The 23381-nt window shown below is 60.9% G+C and carries 17 protein-coding genes; 9 read left to right on the top strand and 8 right to left on the bottom strand.

Annotation, left to right across the window (positions count from 1 at the left end; translation table 11 throughout):
• The first annotated feature begins 2 nt into the window (after window positions 1–2).
• The 6 genes from QWI18_RS09885 to QWI18_RS09860 are packed head-to-tail and all read left to right on the top strand — an operon-like array spanning window position 3 to window position 9430.
• A complete protein-coding gene (locus QWI18_RS09885) occupies window positions 3–2216 on the top strand; it encodes a hypothetical protein (protein ID WP_369318757.1) in 2214 nt (737 codons plus the stop codon).
• 12 nt (window positions 2217–2228) lie between these two features.
• Complete coding sequence (locus tag QWI18_RS09880; protein WP_065986506.1) at window positions 2229–4337, top strand: glycosyl transferase family protein; 2109 nt, start codon at window positions 2229–2231, stop codon at window positions 4335–4337.
• Entirely contained in the window at window positions 4334–6910 is a 2577-nt protein-coding gene (locus tag QWI18_RS09875) for a bacteriophage N4 adsorption protein A (protein WP_369318756.1), read from the top strand. Before QWI18_RS09880 ends, QWI18_RS09875 begins: the two co-directional genes overlap by 4 nt.
• An 8-nt stretch (window positions 6911–6918) precedes the next feature.
• Window positions 6919–7584, top strand: a complete 666-nt coding sequence (locus QWI18_RS09870) for an alginate O-acetyltransferase AlgF (protein ID WP_141695097.1) — start codon at window positions 6919–6921, stop codon at window positions 7582–7584.
• Window positions 7581–8570 carry a twin-arginine translocation pathway signal gene (locus QWI18_RS09865; protein WP_369318755.1) on the top strand — a complete coding sequence of 330 codons (990 nt, stop codon included), beginning with the start codon at window positions 7581–7583 and terminating at the stop codon, window positions 8568–8570. Before QWI18_RS09870 ends, QWI18_RS09865 begins: the two co-directional genes overlap by 4 nt.
• The gene (locus QWI18_RS09860) at window positions 8567–9430 is read left to right on the top strand and encodes a hypothetical protein (protein ID WP_065986511.1); all 864 of its coding nucleotides are present in this window, start codon (window positions 8567–8569) and stop codon (window positions 9428–9430) included. Before QWI18_RS09865 ends, QWI18_RS09860 begins: the two co-directional genes overlap by 4 nt.
• 32 nt (window positions 9431–9462) lie before the next feature.
• Here the strand turns inward: QWI18_RS09860 and QWI18_RS09855 are convergent, their stop codons facing one another.
• A complete protein-coding gene (locus QWI18_RS09855) occupies window positions 9463–10233 on the bottom strand; it encodes an SDR family NAD(P)-dependent oxidoreductase (protein ID WP_192134729.1) in 771 nt (256 codons plus the stop codon).
• A 177-nt stretch (window positions 10234–10410) separates the two neighbouring features.
• Between QWI18_RS09855 and QWI18_RS09850 the strand changes: the two genes are divergently transcribed.
• From QWI18_RS09850 to QWI18_RS09840, 3 genes are all read left to right on the top strand, one after another.
• Window positions 10411–11232, top strand: a complete 822-nt coding sequence (locus QWI18_RS09850) for an SDR family oxidoreductase (RefSeq protein WP_369318754.1) — start codon at window positions 10411–10413, stop codon at window positions 11230–11232.
• Window positions 11233–11461: 229 nt separating this feature from the next.
• A complete protein-coding gene (locus QWI18_RS09845; protein ID WP_369318753.1) occupies window positions 11462–12487 on the top strand; it encodes a type III secretion system chaperone in 1026 nt (341 codons plus the stop codon).
• Window positions 12487–14478, top strand: a complete 1992-nt coding sequence (locus QWI18_RS09840; protein ID WP_369318752.1) for a hypothetical protein — start codon at window positions 12487–12489, stop codon at window positions 14476–14478. Before QWI18_RS09845 ends, QWI18_RS09840 begins: the two co-directional genes overlap by 1 nt.
• Window positions 14479–15135: 657 nt before the next feature.
• Here the strand turns inward: QWI18_RS09840 and QWI18_RS09835 are convergent.
• The 7 genes from QWI18_RS09835 to QWI18_RS09805 form a co-directional block, all read right to left on the bottom strand.
• Window positions 15136–16479, bottom strand: coding sequence for an OprD family porin (locus tag QWI18_RS09835; protein WP_369318751.1), 1344 nt, complete (start codon window positions 16477–16479; stop codon window positions 15136–15138).
• A gap of 172 nt (window positions 16480–16651) precedes the next feature.
• Window positions 16652–17482, bottom strand: coding sequence for a DJ-1/PfpI family protein (locus QWI18_RS09830; protein ID WP_369318750.1), 831 nt, complete (start codon window positions 17480–17482; stop codon window positions 16652–16654).
• An 11-nt stretch (window positions 17483–17493) separates the two neighbouring features.
• The gene (locus tag QWI18_RS09825) at window positions 17494–19680 is read right to left on the bottom strand and encodes a TonB-dependent siderophore receptor (protein WP_369318749.1); all 2187 of its coding nucleotides are present in this window, start codon (window positions 19678–19680) and stop codon (window positions 17494–17496) included.
• Window positions 19681–19778: 98 nt separating this feature from the next.
• Window positions 19779–20165 carry a DUF2946 domain-containing protein gene (locus QWI18_RS09820; RefSeq protein WP_369318748.1) on the bottom strand — a complete coding sequence of 129 codons (387 nt, stop codon included), beginning with the start codon at window positions 20163–20165 and terminating at the stop codon, window positions 19779–19781.
• 48 nt (window positions 20166–20213) lie between these two features.
• A complete protein-coding gene (locus tag QWI18_RS09815) occupies window positions 20214–21608 on the bottom strand; it encodes a PepSY-associated TM helix domain-containing protein (protein ID WP_369318747.1) in 1395 nt (464 codons plus the stop codon).
• Window positions 21609–21716: 108 nt separating this feature from the next.
• Window positions 21717–22127 (bottom strand): DUF2946 family protein, encoded by a 411-nt coding sequence (locus QWI18_RS09810; protein ID WP_369318746.1) that lies wholly within the window; start codon window positions 22125–22127, stop codon window positions 21717–21719.
• Window positions 22128–22317: 190 nt separating this feature from the next.
• On the bottom strand, window positions 22318–23376 hold the full coding sequence (locus tag QWI18_RS09805; RefSeq protein WP_369318745.1) for a HoxN/HupN/NixA family nickel/cobalt transporter: 1059 nt from the start codon (window positions 23374–23376) through the stop codon (window positions 22318–22320).
• Window positions 23377–23381 lie beyond the last annotated feature (5 nt).

Genomic DNA, 23381 nt, shown 5'->3' with positions numbered 1-23381 from the left:
GAATGAAGTCTTCCGTTGCCACCCAAACGGGCGCACTTAGCGCCCTTGTCTGTGGCGTGAGCCTGCTCGCGCTCATGCCCAACTTTGCCCTGGCGGCGGACAGCCCGCTCACCGAGGCGATCAACCGACTCAATGCCGATACGCTGCAACACCGGGAGATTAGCCTGAGGGATCTGGGCATCGACGCCCCCATCGTGCTCGGCTCCACGGATTCGCGCCGCGAACTGTACCTGCCGGTTCCGGCGGGTGTGCCGTTGTCCGATGCGTCGCTGAACTTCGATGCCAGCTACCTGAATGGGGAGGGCGGTCGCAACACCCTGCTGTTGTCCCTGGATGGCTATCCGGTACGGGCCGAAGGCCTCAGCGAAGCGCAAGGCAATGCCAGCTCCACGCTCGGCGTGGACAAGGCCGCTCGCAACAGCGGTTCGGTACGCCTGGGCGTGGCCTGGTCGTCGATCGTTTCTCGCGTGCTGTGTGAAGACGAACGCGCGATTGGCAACGTGTTGCGCATCGAACCCGACACCCGCCTCAATTACAGCTACGACGCCAACCTGTTGCAGGACGTCGGCGCTGCCTGGACCGCATTGCCGGCCAAGCCGGGCATCATGGTCGCGCCGGGCAGCCTGGCAGTCGGCACGTACGACGCCGCCTGGCGCCTGGGCGTTGCGCTGGAACGGGTCGGCAAACATGCGCGCATCCTGTCTTTCCCTGCCGTGCAGGACAGCGTTGACCTGAGCGCACTGCGCATTCCGGCCGAACTGCAGAGCATTCCGGCCTTCGCCAGCCTCAACGGCAAGGGCCCGCATGCCCTGGCCAACCCGGCGGAAATCGGTGCATTGCTGATGCTCGGCCAGACCCCTGACGTGCAGGCCGACCTGGCGATCAACGACCCGCAATTGCTCAAGGCGATCAACGAATCCCTGGACGCCTTGCAAAGCCAGATTCAAGGTGTGGACGCCACAGCTGCCAGCGCGTTCACGCAATGGCGCGAGCGTCACGTGAACGCCGGTTTGGCCGCCAAGGGCACGGATAACGTCCGTCTGGCATTGCTCGGCACCCGTCCGGTGCTGATGATCGCCCCTGAATCGACCGGCAAGGCCATGGCCCTGTTCAGCAGCGCCTGGAACAAACTGGCCCGCAGTCGCACGCTGACCGTCAGCGAAGCGCAGATGCCATTGAGTGCCGACGGCCGTGTGGCCCTGACCAATCTGGGCGGCAACCCCGGCACCATCGACGTGCTCGCCAAGTCCGACTGGAGCGCCTCCTTCCCTCTGGGCAGCGTGGCCTACGACGGTCGCCTGCCGGTCAAGGCCGTGATGGATGTGTCCGCCGCCCCTGGCGCTTCGGACACCGCTCCTGTGGCGTCACTGTTCCTCAACGATTACCTGATCGGCGCGCAACAGTTGCTTGCCAACGGTGAGAAACAGCGCATCGAAGCGCGTATCCCGAGCTACGCCCTGGGTTCCAAGAACGTCCTGCGTGTCTCGTTCCAGCGTCAGCCCGTCAGTGATCGCTGCCTGGAAACGCCGCAAGCGTTCCCGGTTTCCGTATTGCCGACCAGCCACATCGTGCTCGACAAAATTTCACTGGATGACGGTTTCTCCGGCATGGCCGCCCGTTACGCCACGAACACGCAGATCCTCGTGCCCCAGGCTTACCTGGATCACCCGGCCAGCAGCTTGCCGCAGGTGATCTCGGTGGCTGACGGTGCGGGCGTTTCGCCGCTGCGCGCTGAACTCAAAGTCAGCAGCGATCCTAAAGCCACGGTCACGCCGGACAAAGACTTCCTGGCCTTCGAGCTGCCGCTCAAGGACAGCAAGGAATCGGTTCGCGTCGATGACCAGGGTCGCCTGCGCATCAACCACCAGGATCAGCCGCTGCTGGACCTGTCGCCGCTCAACCACCTGGCGTCATTGCAGGCCGTGGATGCCGGTGGCCAGCACGGTCTGGTCTATCGCGTCCTGGGCAGCGATGCCCCGGTATTCGCCAAGCCCGTGCTGTTGACCCGCGGCGACGTGTCAATCCTGGGCGACAACGGTGTCGTGAACACCTTCGACAGCAAGGATCCGAGCGGTAGCCAGTTCATCGACAAAGAGGAGCCCAAGGGCCTGGACGCCTGGCGCACGCCTTCGCTGTTGTGGCTGATTCCCGGCGGCATCCTGTTGGTGCTTATCCTGATGTTGGCTGGCCGTAGCGCCCGTCGCAATCGCCAGTAACGGAACCCTTCGATGACGTCGCTTTATTGGCCCTACTGGCTGGCTCATTACTACAGCTTCCTGGAAGTCGCGACCATTGTGGTCGCTGTGCTGATCCTGATTTCCAGCCTGGACGATCTGTTCATTGACTTGTGGTACTGGTCTCGCCGCCTGTTTCGCAAGTTCACCGTGGACCGCAAATACCGGCCACTGACCGCCCAGCAATTGCTGGACCGGGATGAGCAGCCACTGGCGATCATGGTTCCGGCCTGGCTGGAATACGACGTCATCGCGCCGATGATCGAGAACATGGTGTCGACCCTGGACTACCAGAACTACGTGGTCTTCGTCGGCACTTACATCAACGACCAGCGCACCATCGATGAGGTGGAGCGCATGCGTCGGCGTTACAAGCAATTGCACCGTGTGGAAGTCCCCCATGCCGGGCCGACCTGCAAGGCTGACTGCCTGAACTGGGTGATTCAGGCGATTTTCCTGCATGAACAAACCCACGGCATGACCTTCGCCGGTGTCGTGCTGCACGACAGCGAAGACGTGCTGCATCCGCTGGAACTGCGCCTGTTCAACTACCTGTTGCCACGCAAGGACATGATCCAGCTGCCGGTCGTTTCCCTGGAACGCAACTGGTACGAATGGGTGGCCGGTACGTACATGGACGAGTTTGCCGAATGGCATGGCAAGGACCTGGTGGTCCGCGAAAGCATGACCGATACCGTGCCCTCGGCCGGCGTCGGTACCTGCTTCTCGCACCGGGCCCTGAGAGTGCTGGCCGGGGAAACCCAGAACCAGCCGTTCAACACCGACAGCCTCACCGAGGACTACGACGTTGGCGCACGCCTGGCCAAGGTCGGCATGAACGCCATCTTCGTGCGCTTCCCGGTGGAATTCCGGGTGCTGCGCAAATCGTGGTTCCGCAAACCCTACGAATCAACCCTGAAGATGCCGCTGTGCGTACGCGAATTCTTCCCGGACACCTTCCGCACGGCGTTCCGCCAGAAAGCGCGCTGGACCCTGGGCATCGGCCTGCAAGGCTGGGAGCAGATGGGCTGGAACGGCTCGCTGGCCAACCGTTACCTGCTGTTTCGCGATCGCAAGGGCGTGGTCACAGCGTTTGTCAGCATCCTGGCCTACGTGATCCTGGTGCAACTGGTGGCGCTGATTATCCTGCGCCAGAGCGGGCTGTGGAACGTGAGCTTCCCGACGCCGTTCGAATCCAACGGCTGGATCAAGTACCTGCTGATTGCCAACGGCCTGGCGCTGGGCTGGCGCATCCTGCACCGCTGCTACTTCACCACGGTGCTGTACGGCTGGCAGCACGGCTTGCTGTCGCTCCCGCGCATGGTGGTGGGCAACTTCGTCAACTTCATGGCCGCCTCCCGGGCGTGGCGCATGTTTCTGGTGGGCAAGGTGCTCAACCGCAAGCTGGTCTGGGACAAGACCATGCACGACTTCCCGTCCACCGACCTGGTCGCTGCTGCACCGCGCAAACTGGGCAGCGTGTTGTTGTCCTGGCAGGCCATCAACGACAGCAATCTGCAAACCGCACTGGACGAACAACAAACCCGCCACATGCCACTAGGCCGCATTTTGCTCAGCCACGGCTGGCTGGATGACGAAACCCTGGCGGAAGCCATCGCGTTTCAGAACGATCTGCCGCGGGTGTTCGATGTGGCCCACAAAGCCAATCCATCGCTGCTGGCCGACGAGTTCGCCCTGCGCTGGCGTGTTGTGCCACTGGGGACCAACGAGGAGGGCCGTGGGCAGATCGCCGTCGCCAGCCCGCTGTCTGCTGAAGGCCTGCAACAGATCAGCGATGAGCTGGGCAGCGAGCCGGTGCAGCTGATTGCCCGTGAAAGCGAGATCGTCGCGCAACTGCGAAACGTCTATGCGCTCGACGGCCAACCGGTGCCCAACGCCCGCGCACCGATGCTGGGCGACCTGTTGATCGAAATGGGGCTGCTGGATCGCGACGTGTTCAACCGCACCATGCTCAATTACCGCCCGCAGCACCACGGGCGCATCGGCGACTATCTCGTCGACAGCGGCGTGCTGCCTCGGACCACCATCGAACAGGCCGTGGCCCGTCAGCACAGTCATTACCCAACGGAGCTCCCGGCATGAACCGCCCTTTCCTGACGCTCATGGCCACGGGGCTGACCCTTTTGCCTGCGCTGGTGCATGGCGAAATTCTGCCGCTGCCGTTGACCGGTCCCGCGTATCAGGCGGCCAATGAGGCCTACAGCGCCTATGATCGCAAGGACTACGACCTGGCCATCGCCAAGGCCCGCGAAGCCTTGCGTCAGCGCGCCGATGTCACCCGTCTGAACCGGCTGATCGTGCAGGCGCAACGAGACAAGGAACAACGCGACAACCCCAAGCGCTACCCGCAGTCGCCTTCGCGCCAGGCCCCCGGTTTCAGCGAGGCGGCCCAGGCGTTCAAGGCCTACGATCGCGATAACTTCGGCGTCGCCGCGCAGGCCGCTCGCAAAGCGATCGCCCAGGCACCCAGGCGCATGGATTACCGCCTGCTGCTGATCGAGTCCCTGCAACGCCAACAGCATCTGGAGGAAGCCGATCATGCCACCACCGAAGCCCTGCGGGTGTTCCCGGATGACGACACCTTGCTGATGCGTCGCGAAGCGATTCGCCGTCAACTCGCCGCGCCACTGGCCATCGCCGGTTATCGCGCGCTGGAACAAGGCAACCTGCCGCTGGCCGTGGATCAAGCCCGCAAGGCCGTGGCCTGGGCACCGGAAATCGGCGCTCACCAGCAGTTGCTGATCAGCGCGCTGATCGCCAACAAGGATTACCGCGCCGCCGAACTGGCCGCCACCGGCGCGCTGGCCCAGGACGATGGCGAAACCGCGCCATGGATTCTGCGCAGCTACGCCCTGGATCGTCAGGGCAAGACCCAGGCGGCACAGGCCGACCTGACCCGGGCCTTGTCCATCGAAGGCTTGCTGGACTCTGAGGTGCGCGAGATTCGCTTTTTCGCCGCCGACCTGGCGCTGGCCAACAACGAGCCGCAGCAGGCTCTGGATCAATTGCAAAAACTGCCCGCCGACACGGGCGGTGAAGTCGCCCGCCGTCGCGCCGCCGCCCAGGTTGCGTTGCGCCAGAAGGACAATGGCCTGAAAACCGCGACGCGTTTTCCGGCCCCGGCCCTTAACTGCCAGGAAAGCGCATTCGGCCTGATCTGCGATATCTGGCCGGGCAACCAGCGCGATGGCGGCACGGACACGGCTGTGCAGGCTTACGCTGCGCTGGCCCGCAAGGACGCCGCTTCGGCGGCGGCCCTGGCCAGCGAAGCCATTCGCCGGGCGCCGCAGAATCCGGCATATCGCAGCCTCTTGGTCAGCGCCCTGACCGAGCAGAAGCGCCTGCCCGAAGCCATATCTGCGGCCAGCGATGGCCTGCAAGCCAATGGCGACGACGCCCGTCTGCTGGCCCAGCGCGGTCGGTTGAAGCAGCAGACCGGTGACGATGCCGGTGCCCGCAAGGACTTCACCCAAGCCCTGGCCTTGGGCAGCCTGCCCACGTATGAAGAAGCCAGTCTCTATGCTGCCCTGGGGCAGCGTCGTACGGCGCGGGAACGCCTTCAGGTCGCCCGCGACGCTGGCGAACTGGATGGCATGAGCGATCTGCAAGTGGCTTACCTGTCGGTACAGGCCGGCGACGATGACAGCGCCCATGAGTCATTCCGCAAGGCTGACGCTGCCACGCCTCTCGCGCCGACAGCGACTCAGGACGCGGCCTACAACGCGATGCGGGTCAGTGACGACGAACACGCTGTCGGCTATTTCAAGCGGGTTATCGACGCCAAAAATAGCGGCGAACTGGACATGACCGACCAGCAGCTGTTCGACACCCGTCGCGCCGTGGCCGATGTGTCGCGCACCTGGGGCCTGACCAGCACCACCAGTTATCGCGGCAACAGTTCCACCAGTGGCCTGAGCTCGGCGCCCAGCACTGGCAGCAATAATGGCAACAGCGGCAGTGGCAGTAGCAGCAACGACAGCCTGCAGAACAGCACCGAACTATCGTGGCGTCCGCTGGGTTACCGCAACGCCCGTTTCGTCGAACTGTATGGCCGGGTCACCGATACGCTGTGGAGCAAAAACAGCGATTCGGACACCGGGCTGGATGCACTGCAAGGCGCTTTGGGCGTGCGGGTCAAGCCGTTCACCTCGTTGAACGTCATGGCGGCCGTGGAACGCACCTTTCCCCTGGGTTCTTCCGACGTCGACGGCGACTGGCTGTTGCGCCTGGGTTACGGCTCCAGCATCGGCACCGATTTGCGGGTTGATGTCCCCAGCTGGTGGACGTCGCAGTTGTTCGCCGAAACCGGTCATTACGTCAACGACTCGCGCAATTACATCAACAGCGAATGGCAGGGTGGTCGCAGCTACGCCATTGGCGGCGCCGGCTCGCGCTGGGTGACGTTCCCCCACGTGGTGGCCGCGTTCGACTACGACTCCAAGATGGACAGCGAAACCCGCTCCGACGGCAGCACTGACTACTCTTCCGGCCATGCGGCTGGCGTCGGCGTCGGTAACAACGTGCGCTACTGGTTCCGGGAAGACGCGTACAACGCGCCGCGCTCCTATGTGGATTTTTCGCTGCAATACCGAGTGAAAGTGTCTGGCGATGACCGCGCCAAAGGTGTTTTCGCTCGTCTGACTTACTCCTATTGAGGACGGATATGCACCCTCGTATGTATTGGCTGATGTCCCTCGGACTGAGCCTGGGCATGGCGTCGACAGCGGCTCAGGCTGCTTCGGAAATCGCTCAACTCTATGCGCCGAAACTGCCGGAAGGCTCTTCCTGGGTGCGGGTGGTCAATCCCGCCGACGGCGCCGTGCAAGTGAGCGTGGATCGCAAGCCCGGCGTTGCCCTGTCTGCGCAGTCGGTGGTGGCCAGTCCTTTCCAGGTGGTGGACTCGCGGCAACCGCTGCGCATCACGATCAACGAACGTGAGCTCAAGGGCCTGAACGTCCCGAAAAACGCCTTTGTCACGGTGATTCTGGGCAGCGATCCTGCAGCGGCCCCCCGGCTGGTGATCGACCCGCAGCCGCGCGGCAAAGACTTGCGTGCCGAACTCAACGTCTACAACCTCAGCGCCGGCTGTGAGAAAGCCGATATCAAGCTGGCCAACGGATCCAGCGTATTTAGCCAGCTGCCGCTCAACGGCCAGGCGCAGCGCACTATCAATCCGGTGCAGGCGACGCTGATTGCCAGCTGCGATCAAAGCGCCAGCCTGCCGCTCAAGCTTGAGCCATTCAAGGCCGGTGACCGTTACAGCCTGTTCCTGGTCGGCTCACGCCAGACCCCCCGCCTGATTGGCCTCGTTGACCAGACTGCCCCATGACCTCTTTAGTAAAACCTCGCCATATCCTGCGCCGCCCTCCGGTATCCGGCCTGATTGCCGGTGTGCTGCTGAGTCTGTCCGGCGCCGCTGCCCAAGCTGATTCTGCAGTGATCACCGGGCAGGGCGGCTGGTTATTTCCTGCGTGGGAAAGCCTGAGCACCGTCGATAACGCCGGCATTGCCCGGGATATCGCCCTGATCAAAGACGTCCAACACCAACTTGAGCGCGAGAAAATCGCGCTCGTGGTGCTGGTGGTGCCGATGAAAGCGCCGTTCTACGCCCAGCGCCTGCCCGCCGACCACCCTCTGAGCCCGGCCGTGGTGCAGCGCTACGACCGTGTGCAAGGCGAACTGACGAAGGCTGGCCTGACGACGCTGAACATCAAGCCGATCCTCCAAGCCACGGAGCAGGGCAAGCAGACGGCGTTTTACCGCGCTGATTACCACTGGACCGCGTGGAGCGCCGAAAACACGGCCGATGCCACTGCGAAACTGATCACCGGACGCTATCGCCTGCAGGGTGAACCCGGCGGCGGTGCAGTGCTGGGGGAGTGGTTCGACAAGCGCGCCTTCGGCGATCTGGCCAGCAACTTCCTGCCGTCGATCAAGCGCAAAGCCATCGGCCGAGACATTTACACCGTGCGCCATCAGGTCGAGAAAGACCTGCTGATCGACGACGCCCCGGCCCCTGTTCAGGTCATCGGCAACAGCTTTGTGCAGCCTTACCTCGGCTATACCCAGAAGCTGTCCAACGCCCTGGACCGCCCGGTCACGTTGACCTGGAACCCCGGCGACGTCGGCCCCTGGGCGACACTGCTGCAATACCTCGAATCACCGGACTTTGCTCAGCACAAACCGCAGGTGATCGTGTGGCAATTCAACGAGGGCCAGTTCCACCTCGGCCCCGATGCAGCCGCCCAGTGGAATGCCAAGGGAGTGACGTCGTTGGGCCAGTGGCGCCAGCGCATCAACAAGGCCCTGCCTTGAAGATTCTCCCGGGGCGCCTCGGGCGTGCGACTCTAGCTGTCCTGCTGCTCGCAGCGACACTGGTCACAGGCACCGCCATGTTTTACGTCACCACGCAAAAACGGCTGGACCCTGGCATCGTTGGCATCGTCTGGCAGCCCGATAACAAAACAGTGGGCATCAAGGGGCAATGGGACCAGCTCGGAGCCAAAGAATTGCTGGTGCAATGGACCGTGGTCGACGATCAGGCGTTTGTGCCTGGCACCGGTCTGCCCAGCGTGCCGGTCCTGCCCGATTGGGCACGTATCGCCAAAGAGCCCTGGGCTCAGGATGTGATTATCGGCCTGGCGGGATACTTCAGCGAAAACCGCTCCCGGGACAACATCGAGCAACTGGCGGCCGTCTCGGAGCGCATCGCCAAACTGCCGACGCCGCTGCACGTGACCGGCTACTACTTCCCGGCCGAAGTCGACCCCAGCTGGACCCGTGCCAAGGAGCTGCCTGCGCTGCTGGCCAAGCTTCCGCGTCCGTTATGGATAAGCGTCTATGACGGCGCCAACATCGGCCCGGCCGCCACAGCAGACTGGCTCAAGCAATGGCTGCCAGACGACATCGGCGTGTTTTTTCAGGACGGCGTCGGGGTCTACGCCCGTACTGCACCGGTAGCCCGCACCTACGCCGACACCCTGCGCGAACGCTTGGGCAAGGACCGCGTCCGCATCATCGTCGAAGCCTTCCGCCCTAACTACGGCGGCGGTTTCCGCTCCGCAACGGCCGCCGAACTCAAACCGCAGCTCGCCGCCTATGACGGCTACCCGCTGTACCTGTTCGATGGCCCGCATTACGTGACGCCGGCGTTGGTGAAAGCGTTGGCGAAGTAATTATTCACGTCCCGTTTCGCGCGTGGGAGACGTCACCAGACGATGGGGGTGTCGTCCCAGGCCCAAAAGGTCCCGCTGTCGGCCGGCCCATGTGCGCCCACCACCTCAAGAATACGGTCCGCCGAGAACGCCGGTTCGAACAACTGGCCCTCAGGCACGTTCCCCTGGAATGGCCGGGACAGCTCGGTGTCGGTCGTGCCTGGGTGTATGGCCAGGACAGTCGAGGCAGGGTTCAACCGTTTCAGTTCGATGCTGGCCGTGTGCAGCAACTGGTTGAGCGCCGCTTTGCTGGCTCTGTAGCTGTACCAGCCTCCCAATCGGTTATCGCCAATAGAACCAACCCTCGCCGAGAGCGCCGCGAAGGTAGAAGGTTGTTTGCGCAATAAAGGGAGGAGGTGTTTAAGCAGCAGGATCGGCGCGAACGTGTTGGTCCCAAAGCTGGCTTGCAGGCTCGCAAGCGTCAACTGAGCCAGACCCTTTTCTGGTTTTGCGCCGTCCTGATGAAGAATGCCCAGCGCGCTGATAACCAGGTGCAGATGGTCGCACCCGGCAAGCGTCTCGCTCACGAGCGCTTCGAGGGATTGCTCATTGCGCGCGTCGCAGTCGACTCGCTTCAGGCGCTGGCCATAGCGTTCTGCAAGCGCTGCCAGTTCTGATGAGGTGCTGGCGTTTCGCGATACTCCCCATACCTGCGTCACATCATCGCGAGCCAGCAACGCCGCGCACAGTGCCAGGCCAATACCCCGGCTGGCGCCGCATATCAGCACATGAGCTTCGCTGTTCAGTTCAGGTATCAAACGCATAAGGCACCTTGAGGGGCGTGGCTGAAGTGTTTTTATGACCCTGAGTCAGGTTTTGACGTTCAGGTTTCGTGGCGTTCGGTTATGGACTAGCCTCTTCGCCAACCGTGATCATGGCACAGGACATTGGCTCATTCTCATGGGCGCTCTACACGCCTTACCCTGGAGATAAAATCATTTATGGAAAATAAACTGGCCTCCAAGACAGCCGTCGTTACCGGCGCGGCTCAAGGCATCGGTGCCGCCATTGCAAAACTCTTCGTGCAAGAAGGTTGCTTCGTTTACGTCACGGATATCAACGAAGCGCTTGGTCGTGCGGTTGCAAGCGCGTTGGGGGAGCGCGCCTGTTTTCTGCGTCTGGATGTGCGGCGTGAAGAAGATTGGCAACGATTGGCCGGGCAGATTTCAAATGACGGCCGCCGTTGGGATGTTCTCGTGAATAACGCGGGCATCACCGGATTCGAGGATGGCGCTGTGCGGCATGACCCGGAACATGCACGGCTGGAAGATTGGCGTTCGGTGCATCAAACCAATCTCGACGGTGTATTCCTCGGATGCAAATACGCCATTCGCTCCATGCGCCCGTCAGGCGCCGGTTCCATCGTTAACATCTCCTCTCGCTCCGGTCTGGTGGGCATTCCAGGTGCCGCCGCGTATGCGTCGTCCAAAGCTGCCGTCCGCAATCACACTAAAACGGTGGCGCTTTACTGCGCCGAACAAGGGCTGAAGGTTAGATGCAACTCGATACACCCGGCGGCCATTCTGACCCCCATGTGGGAACCCATGTTAGGCAGCGATGCCGGTCGCGAAGCGCGAATGGCTGCGCTGGTTCGAGACACGCCGCTCAGGCGATTCGGAATGCCTGAAGAAGTTGCCGCTCTGGCCTTGTTGCTCGCGTCGGATGAAGCCACGTACATCACGGGCAGTGAGTTCAACGTTGATGGTGGGCTGTTGGCCGGAACGGCTGCGACTCCCGCAATCGTAGATGACAGCGAAACCTAGGCATTAATGTCGCGGGGGCGAGAGACGGTTCCGCCCGATAAGGGGCCATCGCTGGGAGCAGCCTTTGACCCCTCGGCAGTACAAAAATGTAGTACACGGCGGGGAACCGATCTGCGTGCTGGTACCACACACAGCTACGAACATGCCTTGCCTACTTGTAACGCCCTTGGTAGCAGCTTTCCACGTGCCAGGGCGATTTAGAAGAAGGCGCTGACGGATTGGTGATTTCATGCTCACAGACCCCAACCTGCGTTTTTCTACGCCGTCTCGCTCGCCCCGGGCCCGCAATGCGCCCGCCGACACGACGCTAAACGGCCTCCCGCCAATGGGGGACGACACCCGCTCCTGGCTGACCGAAGTGGCCCGCGCACTGGGCCTGTCGCCCCAGGCAGCCGCCACTTTCACACGCTACGGCATGCTGACGCTGTCACCCTTGAACGTGGTGATGGTCCGCCAGCAAGAGGAACCACCCAGATGGTCCCTGCTGGGGTTCATTCAGTCGCCGACCGGGATCAGCCCTTTGCTTTGGCGCGAGGCCCTGCTGCGCGCCAACTGCGTGAGCATGGCCCTGGACACCTGCGTGTGGGCTCAGGATGCAAGCGGCGCCACGCTGCTGGTCAAGCAATTGCCCTTCTACCACCATAACGACAGCCAGGCGCTGATCAAGGCCTTCGAGCAGATGCAAGCGTTGGGGGCCAGCCTGCTGGTCACGCTGATAGCCGCCGCCAACGCCAGCGAGAATCCTCCCGAACAGCCCTCGGCGGATATGGCACCGGCCAACTCGCAATTGGCGCAGCTGGGCGAGAAGGTCGACGCCATCGCTCAGCAGCAGATCAACGACCAGTGGCACCGACCTTTGCTTGAGCGGGCCTTCACTGCTCTGCAAGTGCCGCTGCCAGGCCAGGCGTTCGGTAGCGTGGGCTCGCTTAAGGTGAATGATCGCTACATCGACATCATCGCCGACCCCGACCAACGCCACCTGTTGCTCAGCACGCCGGTGGCGGTTGCCCTGAACGGCAATGAGCAACGCGGCGCGGCGTTGCAGAGCAATCTGTACTTGATGACCGGCGCCCAATGTGGCGTCGCCCTGGCACCGGCTGGCGCCAGTCTGCAAGCGCGCTGGGACAGTACTGGGCTCGATGGCGACGACCTGGCGAGCTGGCTGGTGCGTTTCGTGACCCTGGCCGTTGGCATTGACAGTAATCACCGGCCTGGGGCTACCTCCGGCAGGCGTTTGAACGGGAGCAATATCTGATGGTTGGCGGCATTGGCAATAACCACGTTACGGCCCCTCTACTGCCCAGCACGCAGCCGTCTGCAGGCAACGCAGGCAACGCAGGCAATGCGGGGCATCAACCACCTACTCTGCAGGACCGCTTGCGCAACGCTGGTCACTCGGCATTGGCGACGGGTGGCATGCTCATTGACGATACGCGGAACAGCCTGCCTTCGGGCCGCACCATGGGCGCCATGGCGGGGCACGCTTTGCAACAGGCGGTGACTTGCGGGGCCACGACCTTCGCCCGCGAAGAAGTGTTCATGCATGCCTACAATGCCATGCTGCCAGTACTTCAGGACCAGGGTGCCCCGGCGTTGATGGCCGCCCAAGTGGCGGTGTCGGGCACCAAGATCGCGGCGAACCTCTATCGTCATTCACGCCTGGACCACCCGGATCCGGAAGCGGGGGTGAGGGGCCACTTTGGCCTCAGCCCCGAGCAGTGGCAGAGCAAGACGCCGACCGAAAAAGCCGCGCTCACGGCCGAACATAAGAGCGACTCGCGCAATGTGACGCGCAACGAGATCGTGGCCGACGCCGCTTTCCTGGTGATGTCCGCGCTGAGCCACAGCCATGGCGATGGCGCCCTGGCTGCCCGGGTGCTGGCCACCCAGATGCGCAATCTGACCTACGCCGCCAGCCGCGAAACCTTGCAGGCGACCGTCTCCACGACCACCAGCAGCAACGGAACGAGCACCCATGGTGTCAATTCCGATCATATGAACGCCAATGCCTGGACGTACTCAGCGATGACCCTGGCCATGGGTTACCTGCAAGATGCGGTGATCGGCCATGCCTTGCCCGCCGGGCAATCGGCGGCGGGCCCAACGGTTAATGATGAGCATGGCAAACCACTGACCGGCGCGGCGCTCAACAGCGCGATCAACACGGTGGCGGGCATACGCGCCTTGGCTAACACCGCGATCGAGACAGTGGATGCCTACCGGGGCAAGCACGCCAGCCTTGCTGAAGTGGGCGATACGCAAAAGCTTCAGACCGATGCAAGCAAATTGTTACCGCTCAAGGATTATGAGCGTTTGCTTGACCATTCTCCTGCGCGCTTGAGCTGGAACAATATTTCAGGGGCCCTGCCCCTGGCGCTGGACACTCTGACCAAGGGCAAGGTCTCGCCCGCTGTGTCTCAGTTCTTTAATAACGCTGGCGCCGCTGCCATGTTTGGTTTGACCTACGAAACGGTCAACAAGACCTACAATGCCCATGCCACCAACCGGGCTGCCCGCGCCGCATTGAATACCGGTAGCCCCCAGACTACCGGCGGCCAGGCGGGTGTTACCGCCACGGTAGCACCGGCGCAAGTGCAGCCAACTCCAACTGCACCGGCGCAAGCGCAGCCAGCTCCAGTCGCGCCGGCGCAAGCGCAGCCGGCTCCAACTGCACCGGCGCAAGCGCAGCCAGCTCCAGTCGCGCCGGCGCAAGTGCAGCCGGCTCCAACTGCACCGGCGCAAGCGCAGCCAGCTCCAGTCGCGCTGGCGCAAGTGCAGCCAGCTCCAACTGCACAGGCGCAAGCGCAGCCAACTCCAATTGCGCCGCCGCCGGCGCCTGTCGCCCAGCCGGCTCCAGCCCAACCTGCCCAGGCCCCGCAACCAGCCGCCCAGGCCAGCACACTTGCCCCGGCAACACCGGCGAGCCGAACTGCACCCAAACCAGCGCCAGTGCCGACCTCCGCCCTGGCCCAAGCCTCTATGAGGTCTCAAGCCCGTTTTGCTAATGTGGGCGTAGGCCAATCGTCCGCGGGCCCTGCCCGTTCGCCGGCCGCCGTGGCTGCCGGTGCCGCTGCCATTGCTCGTGCCGCCGCTGCCGCTCGACCCGCGCCCATGCCCACATCGACGCCGACCGCCGCTCAAGCCGCCGCTGCCTTAGCCACACCTGTCGAGCCAAGCGATGCGGCAGCGCCTGCACCTGAGAGCATAAATATGGACTTGGCAGACAGCTCGAGCGGGAAGCCGTAATCGGCAGGGGGATGTCAGCGTGCGGTGAAGGTACCTACCCGATCCGCCGCCTCTATCATCAGCAAGATCAAGCTGGCCAAGACCGGGCAGGGCGGGGCCTCGGGGATCTGGGGCCCAATCCAAACACCGATTACCGGCAAGATGATCGATACCATCACCCGCAGACCCCGGGTTATTTTGCCCGCCCGTTAGTTGCGATGGCCGGCCCGGAAGAGGCCCCGATTTACCTCCGACGCGTGCTGCGACGGGATATCGTTTCGAAGATGGTTCATGATTCCCCAGAGTGTGTTTTTTGTTCTGCAACGCTTATGTCGCAGCCATCGCGTGTGTTGGGGCGCCTGCTGAAACTACAAGTGCTTATAGGTCGCTGATCGAAAGGTCAGTACATGCAACCGCCGACATTCAGCTTTTACCCTGGGCGGCTGCAATTGGCAGCTAGCTGACCTCAACGAGCGGCCGATCTAGGTCGACCCTAAGCGGCCGCTCAGACTTAAGCCCCCCTAACGCTTAGCTGAATCGAGCGATGTTTACGTTGAATCCCTGGGAATGTGTAAGAGCATGACGTATTTCTTGCGCTGGTAATTGGAGCTGGCATCGCCGCTTTGCATAGGAAGTGTAGGGCTGCCTGCTCCTTAGAATGGTCATCACTCAGGCCCGTCAGAACCGTCCTGTCAACGGATACTCCACGGCCAACCTGATTTGCTCCGCATCTAGCTCTGCCTGAGCAGTATTTCCTCTGTGCAGATTATGCCGTATCGACACCGCTGCACCTTTGGCGGGCCCGCTCTGTACGACGTAGCGGGCCTCCAGATCTCTTTCCCAATGCTTACCATTGGCCCCATAACCTAGATAAGCGTAACCACCGCGAGTATCCACACGACTGCCATCAATCTTGCTGCCACGCGTATAGGCAGCGCTCAAAAGCAGACCCGGAGCGCCCCATTGCGCAAACGACAGGTCATACCGGGCTTGCCATGATTGTTCATTGGGCGCATTGAAATCCGACATCTGCACGGCGTTAGTGAGAAAGATGGCACCTCGGGTAACGTAGTCAAAAGGCGTATTCCCGTCGACGTGCTGATACCCCAATCCGAAGCTGTGTGCACCTTGAGCGTAAGTCGACATCAGACTCCAGGTCGTATTGTCGATGCGACCCGAAAGCGACTTTCCCGTATTGGTTGTGCGGTAAAGGTTCAGGTTGAAAGCAAGAGAGCGATTGTCATCCAAGGGGAACGCAAACGTGCCGCCCAGGTAGTGCTGGTTCCAGGTGTCTTCGTACCGAGAGCTGTAAAGGCTCGCAGTCATCTGTTTGGAAGGGGTAAACACCACGCCTGCAAGATCGAATGCGTTACCTTTCAAGCCGTTTGAGTAATTGACTACAAAACCTTGGTCGTGACTGGTTGCATTGCGATCAGTGCTTTCGGTGAAGTGTCCACCCACGAGCTTGACGCCTTGGAACTCATTGCTGCTAAGGAATACACCCGTCGCGGTCTCTGGCAGCAGGCGGCTATCTGAAGAGCTGAATACTGGTGTCTTTACCCGCTGCTCACCATAGGAAATGACAGTTGAACTGAACCGCAGCTTAAGCGCTGCCCCGGCTCGGCTGAACTCGTCTTTGGGATGTCCATCGTTATCCAGACCCAGCAGACGCGCTTTGCCGGCTCTGCCACCGCCGCTGTCGAGTTTCAAGCCTTGATAGGCATGTGCATCAACACCCACGCCCAGTGTTCCTTGGGTGAACCCCGACTGAACGGTGCCCATGAGACCGTATCCCCACTCCTCGGCATAGCCGTTACGATCAGCGCGTGGTTTGTATGCATTGCGAGCGCCGCCGTTGCGTGCCCCCTTCTGATAATTGCGATGGTCGTACACGCTTCGGTTAAGAACAGCCCAAGTGCTGTCCTCAATAAAGCCCTTTGCTTGAGATTGTGCCGAGTCCGCGAATGCAGAGGGGCTCAGGAGGCTGGTCAACATTACAGTTCGAAAAGATAGAGCGTTCATTTGGTTTTTGACTTGTCCATGCGTTGGGCGGGAAGGTGGCGAGCATGAAACTCTTCCGTCGAGGTAGCCGATAAGCGCCTTTTAATGGACTGGCTTGTCGGATATTGCTTCGAAAGACCTCCATGCGTGCACGGCGCGCGATCTTGCGAACGTGCGCTGTTAACCAATGGATTCAGCTTTTAGCCGCGTTGGAGAGGGCTTCTGCCTTTTCAGTGAAACCGGCTACGAGCTCGATCATGGCCTTCTTGACGTTCGGCGGTGCGGTCTTCATGGAACCGGCATTGAACGGCGGATCGGGATCGTATTCACCCATCAACTGAGCGCACTCGGCGTAGGTCTGATCGCGCAGCTCAGCGACCATGCTCAGGCCGAAATCCAGTCCTGCCGTTACACCCGCCCCGGTGATTCGGTTGCGGTCGCGCACCACACGGGCATCGGTGGGAATCGCACCAAACCCGGCCAAAGCATCCCGGCACGACCAATGCGAAGTTGCCTTATAGCCCTTTAAAAGCCCTGCCGCGCCGAGGATTAGCGAACCGGAACAAACACTGGTGACGTATTTGGCACGTGCGCCGCGATCAGCCATGAATGTCAGTGTCGCGGCATCTGTTGCAGCTGCAATGGTGCCGTCCGTGCCGCCCGGGGTGAACAGCACAGTGAGGTCGCGGGGGCAGGTGTCGAAGGTAGCGGTCGGGATGATCGTCAACCCTGCATCGCTCGTCACCGGGTCCAGTGTTTTGGCGACTATGTGAATTTTGGCGCCCATGAGAGAGCCGAACATGCAGTGTGGCCCGATCAGGTCCATGACCGTCATGCCGGGGTAGATCAGCATTCCTATTTGCTCGTCACCTACCCAGTGCACCTTGTCCATGTCGCGGTCCATGTCAGGCATGGTGTGTGCGTACGTTGGCTGTTCAGCTGCCGAGACTGCGCGAGGAATACTGGCCGCTAACGGCGCGAGAAGCGCGCCAAGCATCAGATTACGGCGTTGGTTATCGATCATGATGGTCGTCCTTAGAAGCGGGCAGTGAGAGTGAGGTACGCCGAGCGCGGCTGAGTGGGCAACACCAAGGGCGAGCCGAGGTATTGATAGGTCTCGAAGACCTTGCGTCCCGTGAGGTTGACTGCTGAGACCGAGACCGTGTAACGGTCGAAATCGTAGGAAGTCTGCGCATCGAGCAGTGCATATCCGGGTGCGGATACTGTGTTGGGGAGGGTGAGTTCGCGTGCGCTGAGCGCTGTGATACCGGCACCGAAGCCCACACCCTTGGCGGCGCCGTGGAGTATTCGGTAACGCGCGGCGAGGCGACCGCTGTGCCTCGGCACGCGCGGCAGGCCATCACCGACCGGGATCGAGTTGTCCTGCGTCACTTCTGCCTGGGTGTAGGCATAGTTGGCCAGCAATGAAAGGGCCGTGGTCGGTTCCCAGACCAGATCCGCCTCCACGCCACGAGCGCGTTGTTCACCGCTTTGCACTGAATAGCCCAGAAGCGCGTTAGCAGGATCTGGATCAGGGGTCGAGACATTACGACGCGTCTGCTCAAACACCGCGAGGGTGCCGGAAAGGCCCACATCGTTGAATGCCAGCTTGATGCCCGCCTCATAGTTGCGAGACAGCTCAGGCTTGGGTGTTTCATTACCGATGAAGTTGAACGCGCCGCGAAAACCGGTGGAGTACGCGGCATAAAGCGCGAGGCTCTCGGTCAGGTCGTAGGTGACGCCCAGCCGTGGCGTAACACGATGATAAGCGGTGTCGACGCCCTGTTCTTGCTGCTTGAGGTCTAGCTGGGTCAGACGCAACGAACCCAGCAAGTGCCAACGGCCGTAGGTCGCCTGGTCCTGAAAATAAGAGGCCGTGGTCTCGTAACGATTGGTCTGAGTCACGAGTACCTCAGGCGTCGCTCCGTAGGATATCCCATAGCGTGGATTGGCCAGATCAAGCTCGCCGATCAGCTCGGCATTGGAGACACCTGAGGTGAAGTCTGTACGGTCGTAACTGGCGCCCACGAGTAATTCGTGGCTCCCGCCCAGCGCCTCGACACGGGTGCCCAAATTGGTATCGAAGGTGTTTTCTCGTACGTTTCCTGGCAGGTACAGCTTGAAAATAGGATAGACGGTGGGTGACGCAGGACTCGCCCCGAGCAACTCCGGATAAACGAAGCTGCCGTAATCGCGGAACTTGCCCTCGTAGTGCTGAGCGGTGACGCTCATCCGCATGTCGTCATTCAACTCATGCGTGAGTTGCGCGGTGGTTGTTCGATTTTCGATAGTAGTGTGAGGCTGCCCACTGGTAGCACCCGGGAAGGCATTGCGATCAATCTGACCGCTCAATGCCTGGACGGCTGGCAGGCCGGAATATTCAAGCTGGCTGCGATCCTCGTACTGGCCGCGCAGCAACAACTCGGTCTCTGGCGTCAGCTGGAACGAGATGCTCGGCTGAATCGACCATTGATGGCCTTTGACATGGTCAATCCAGCTGTCGTTTTCCTGGTAGTCAGCGGAAAGCCGTGCAGTGACCTTGTCGCCGATGGGCGTATTGAGATCCATCGACGGATTCACCGTACCGAAGCTTCCGGTGCGCATCGACAGCAAAGCGCTTGGCTCGGCCTCGGGTCGTTTGGAAATCACGTTGATCAAGCCACCTAACGGCGCGCCGATGCCACCGCCATAAAGGGCAGATGTAGGACCTTTGAGCACCTCGATACGCTCGGTGCCAATCAGGCTGGTCGGATCGATACTTGCTGCTGTTCCTCCGAATGCGGGGAGCCCGTTCATGTAAATCTCAGCCGGAAAACCGCGCACGATCGGCTGAGCAAACAGTGCCTCTTGCGGCTTCGTGGCCCTTACACCCGAGACGTTGATCAGTGCGTCTGAAAGCGAGTGATTGTCTTGCTCCTTGAGCATCGATTGGGTGACGACTTGCACCGATTGCGGAACCTCATTCAGCGGCGTATCGGTCCGGGTAGCTGAAGAGGCTGTGGGTGCTGTGTAGCCGTCACGCACACCTGAAACGCTTATAGGCTCCAGTGTCCAGGTCTGTGAACGCTTGGCTAGTTGTGCGGCATCTACGGCGCCGTTCTCTGTTTGTGCGGCTTGGGCAAGCACGGGTGCCGCCAAGCCCACAAACATGCAGAAGGCATGACGCCAATACAAGCGAAATGGATCAACGTGGAACAGCGGCTCGTTCTGAGTCGAGTACATGGGATCGTCCGATGAAAGTCAGAGGCTGGCCGAGCGCGCAGGTCCGCATTCCATCAACGAGCACAACAGCCCATCGACGCAGAATCAGCGATTCGCGCTCAGCAAAAAGTAGAGGTGACGTTCAGCGGCCAAGCCGGTGGTGCCCTGCTTCGCGCACCGGGAAATACCGGCGCAGTCGTTAGCTGGGTGGTGAAGTGATTAGAACGATAATGCGGGGATGGGACATTCAGCCGCAAGACTGGCAGGTTGGATTCGGCAAGCGCGGGATGCTGGAACAGCAGCGAGCAATACCCACACTTCTCCCAGACGATCAGCGCATGTTTTTTCTCGGCAGCAGCATGGAGAGACATCTGGCTCATGCCAGGCATGTCGTGGCACTCCATGCCAGCCATCATCTGCACCGGCTGGCTTTTACCGTGGGCAAGGCTGATTCCCTGACTGATCAGCGGACCGACGAAGATCATCAGCATGGCGAACAGACTCAACCATGCTCCGATCAGACGCCTGTTACCCATTAGCCGCGCACCTGAAGATTACGCCTTGCTTTCGACAAAGCGTCTGGCGGCTCGCCGGTAACCCAGGAGTGCATCCAGAACGATGAAGCCCAGGAGACTGACGCCCAGTACGGGCAGCGCAAAGCCAATCAGCAGGGCTGTCAGGATCGTCGTCCAGCGCACTCCCGGACTCAATGAGCGCCAGAGATTCAAGAGCGTTGCCTGCTGCTTTCGCGCCAATGAGAGCGTTGGGCGACGTCGCCACCACATCACATAACCCATGACAACCATGGCAGCCAGGCCACTGGCGAAGACCACCAGCACCCATTGATTGACCAGACCAAACAACACGCCCATGTGTGCATCAATGCCCCACCGGGTGAGTTTGGCGGGCAACGAGTATTCCGAAAACCTGACGTGGTCGACTACGTCCAGCGTTTGCGGGTTGATCGACACAGCATCCACGTGCGTGGGCCAGCTGCGGTCTATCTCGCTGACTACCCAAGCTTTGTCATTGCTCGCGGAAGGCCTGATTTCAACCTTGGCAGCATCGATATGCTCGACGCGCGCTCTGGCCAAAACTCGGTCGAACAAGGCAGGGTCCAGCACGAATGCCTGTGCCGAAGCCGCCATGTGCATATGATGCTCGGCGTGCTCGTCCATGGGCATCTGCATCGGCGTTGCCCCCGACTTGCCCAGTGAAGTTGCGACGCTAGGCGTTGACCAGCCGTAGTAGGCACGCAAAACGCCAATGTTATCGCCGGCGTACTGCGACCACGTCAGCCCGGTGGCCGAGAAGAACAGCAGCCCCAACAGCAGCCATACGCCGGTAGTGGAATGCCAGCGGCGCACATTGCCGCGCTCGCGACTTTGCCTACGACGGCGAACTGCCCACAGTGTCAGGCCGCCGAGTGCCGCCACCCACAACCACGAGGCGGCCAACTCGCTGTAGATCCTGCCGATATCCCCAAGCAAAAGACCTCGATGGAGCTGATCGATCCAGGTGCGCAGCGGCAGTACACCGCTGGTACCGTAAACCTTCATGTCTCCGCGAATCTCGCCACTCACCGGATCTACGAACAGCGCCCGGTGCTCTGACGGGCCAAAACCCGGATCGCTGAACATGACCCGAGTGGTATCCCCTTGCCTGGGGGCAGGGCGTACCGCTGCAATGCTTAGACCTGGACCTGCCGATGCCTGGGCGTGTTGAATCTGATCCTGCAGGCTCAGAACAGGGCCACGGCTGTCTGTGTGGAGGGCATGTGCGTAGAGCGAATCTTCGATCTGAGGGGTTAACGCATAGACGATCCCGCTCAAAGCCGCGACCAGCATGAACGGACCGACAAATACACCGATGTAAAAGTGGAGCCTTTTCAGAAAGGCGACAAATGCCCCGGACGATTGGGGCTCCGTGCGTGAAGATGATACGGACATAAGGACTCACCAACGTGTAAACGTGTCCGACCGGGATCACATCCCGGAAGACTATAAATTCAGAATTGGTTATTCGTGCGAGCGATGCTCACACTTCCACGACAGCCGCTAAGGGGCCTGTGGGTTGAGTCCTGGGAGGGTGTGGCGTGATCTTTTGCTTATACAGAGGTCGGGCAACACGAAACGCGGACTGCGGGTACGGATCAGCCAGCTCAGCGCCACGAAAAAGATCATCGCCAGCGTGAGTGTCCCGGCGAATGAACAGTCTGCCGACTGCATCTTCATACTGTCTGACCGATCCTTCTTTACTGAAGCACCGTCCATGGACATAGGCATCTTGTGATGCCCACCATGCATATCCGACATGCTGTGGGCAGCAGGGGAGGCTGGGCCCGCTGCATCACCGGCAGAAGCCGACATCATCCGGCCGTGGCCGACACTGCACGCAAGACCATTGAACAGGACAACTGCATAAAGTATCCAGGCAATGGCCGAGCAGTGGGTTCGGAAAAAATTCATGGCGGGTAATTTAGCATCTCTCGCATGGCCTAAGCACACGTTTACGACCTGTCAAAACGACGCAGTGCCTTGCAGAACGCGCGCAGTCGATCTGCCTGGCAAGATCATGAACAGCCATGGGGTTCCCATCCGCATGCCCGCCAAGCTTTGCAGCCACACATCCAGGCATGCACACGTCGGCTCTATCGTCTCAACTTCGGGTCAGTTCCATTCGATCAAAGCCTTTGAATCGATACAAAGCCACCGACGCCAGCCAGCTCAATACGAAAACAGCGATGATCAGATAACCCAGCATGCCAAAGTGATCGTTCATGTCGCCGACCAAGTCCCAGAAAGGCCCCTGCAGGGACAACTTGTCCGCTAATAACCCAAGCCCCTCCACGCCGCTGATCAGTACCGCGACTACGACGGACACCAGGGTGATGGTCATGTTGTAGTAGATCTTACGCATGGGCTTCAGATAGGCCCAGCCATAGGCGCCAAGCATGAGGTGCCCGTCGAGGGTATCAACCAGTGACATGCCTGCGCTGAACAAGATCGGAAAGACCATGATCGACCACGGCGACATGCCTTGTGCGGCCTGTGATGCCGAAATACCCAGCAGCGCAATTTCCGAGGCAGTATCGAAGCCCAGTCCGAACAGAAAGCCCAGTGGAAACATGTGCCAGCTGCGAGTGATGACGCGAAACAGCGGACGGAACAGGCGTGCCAGGAAGCCGCGGTTGGCCAGTAGTAGGTCAAAATCGTCATCGTTGTACTTGCCTCCGGCGCGGACGTTCTTCCAGGCCTTGTAGATCGAGCGCAGTATGATCAGGTTCATGAGCGCGATGAGCAGTAGGAAGGTGGCTGATACAGAAGTGCCGATGACTCCGCCGATTTCTTTAAAGCCCTCGAAGCGATCGCTCAGGGCCGACGTTGTCAGCGCCACTAGCAGCGAGGCGATCACAACCACTGCGGAATGGCCCATGGAGAAGAAGAACCCGACCATGGCTGGGCGCTGTCCTTCCTGCATCAGCTTGCGCGTGACGTTGTCGATAGCTGCGATGTGATCAGCATCCACGGCATGGCGCAGCCCAAAGCCATAGGCGAGCAGAGCGGTACCGAGCAACACGGGGTGATCCCGGAAAGCGATGAATGCCCACATCCAGGCGAACACATTAATGGCCAGTAACAACGCATAGGTACTGATCAGCTTACGACGTGTTTCGGGATTGGCATTGCGGATGACGTTACGCCATTTGGAGAACATGAGCC

Source organism: Pseudomonas sp. W2Oct36, from assembly GCF_041060465.1.
Taxonomy (GTDB): Bacteria; Pseudomonadota; Gammaproteobacteria; order Pseudomonadales; family Pseudomonadaceae; genus Aquipseudomonas; species Aquipseudomonas graminis_B.
The sequence above is the reverse complement of the archived record's forward strand: the minus strand, read 5'-3'. Positions and strand labels throughout refer to the sequence as shown.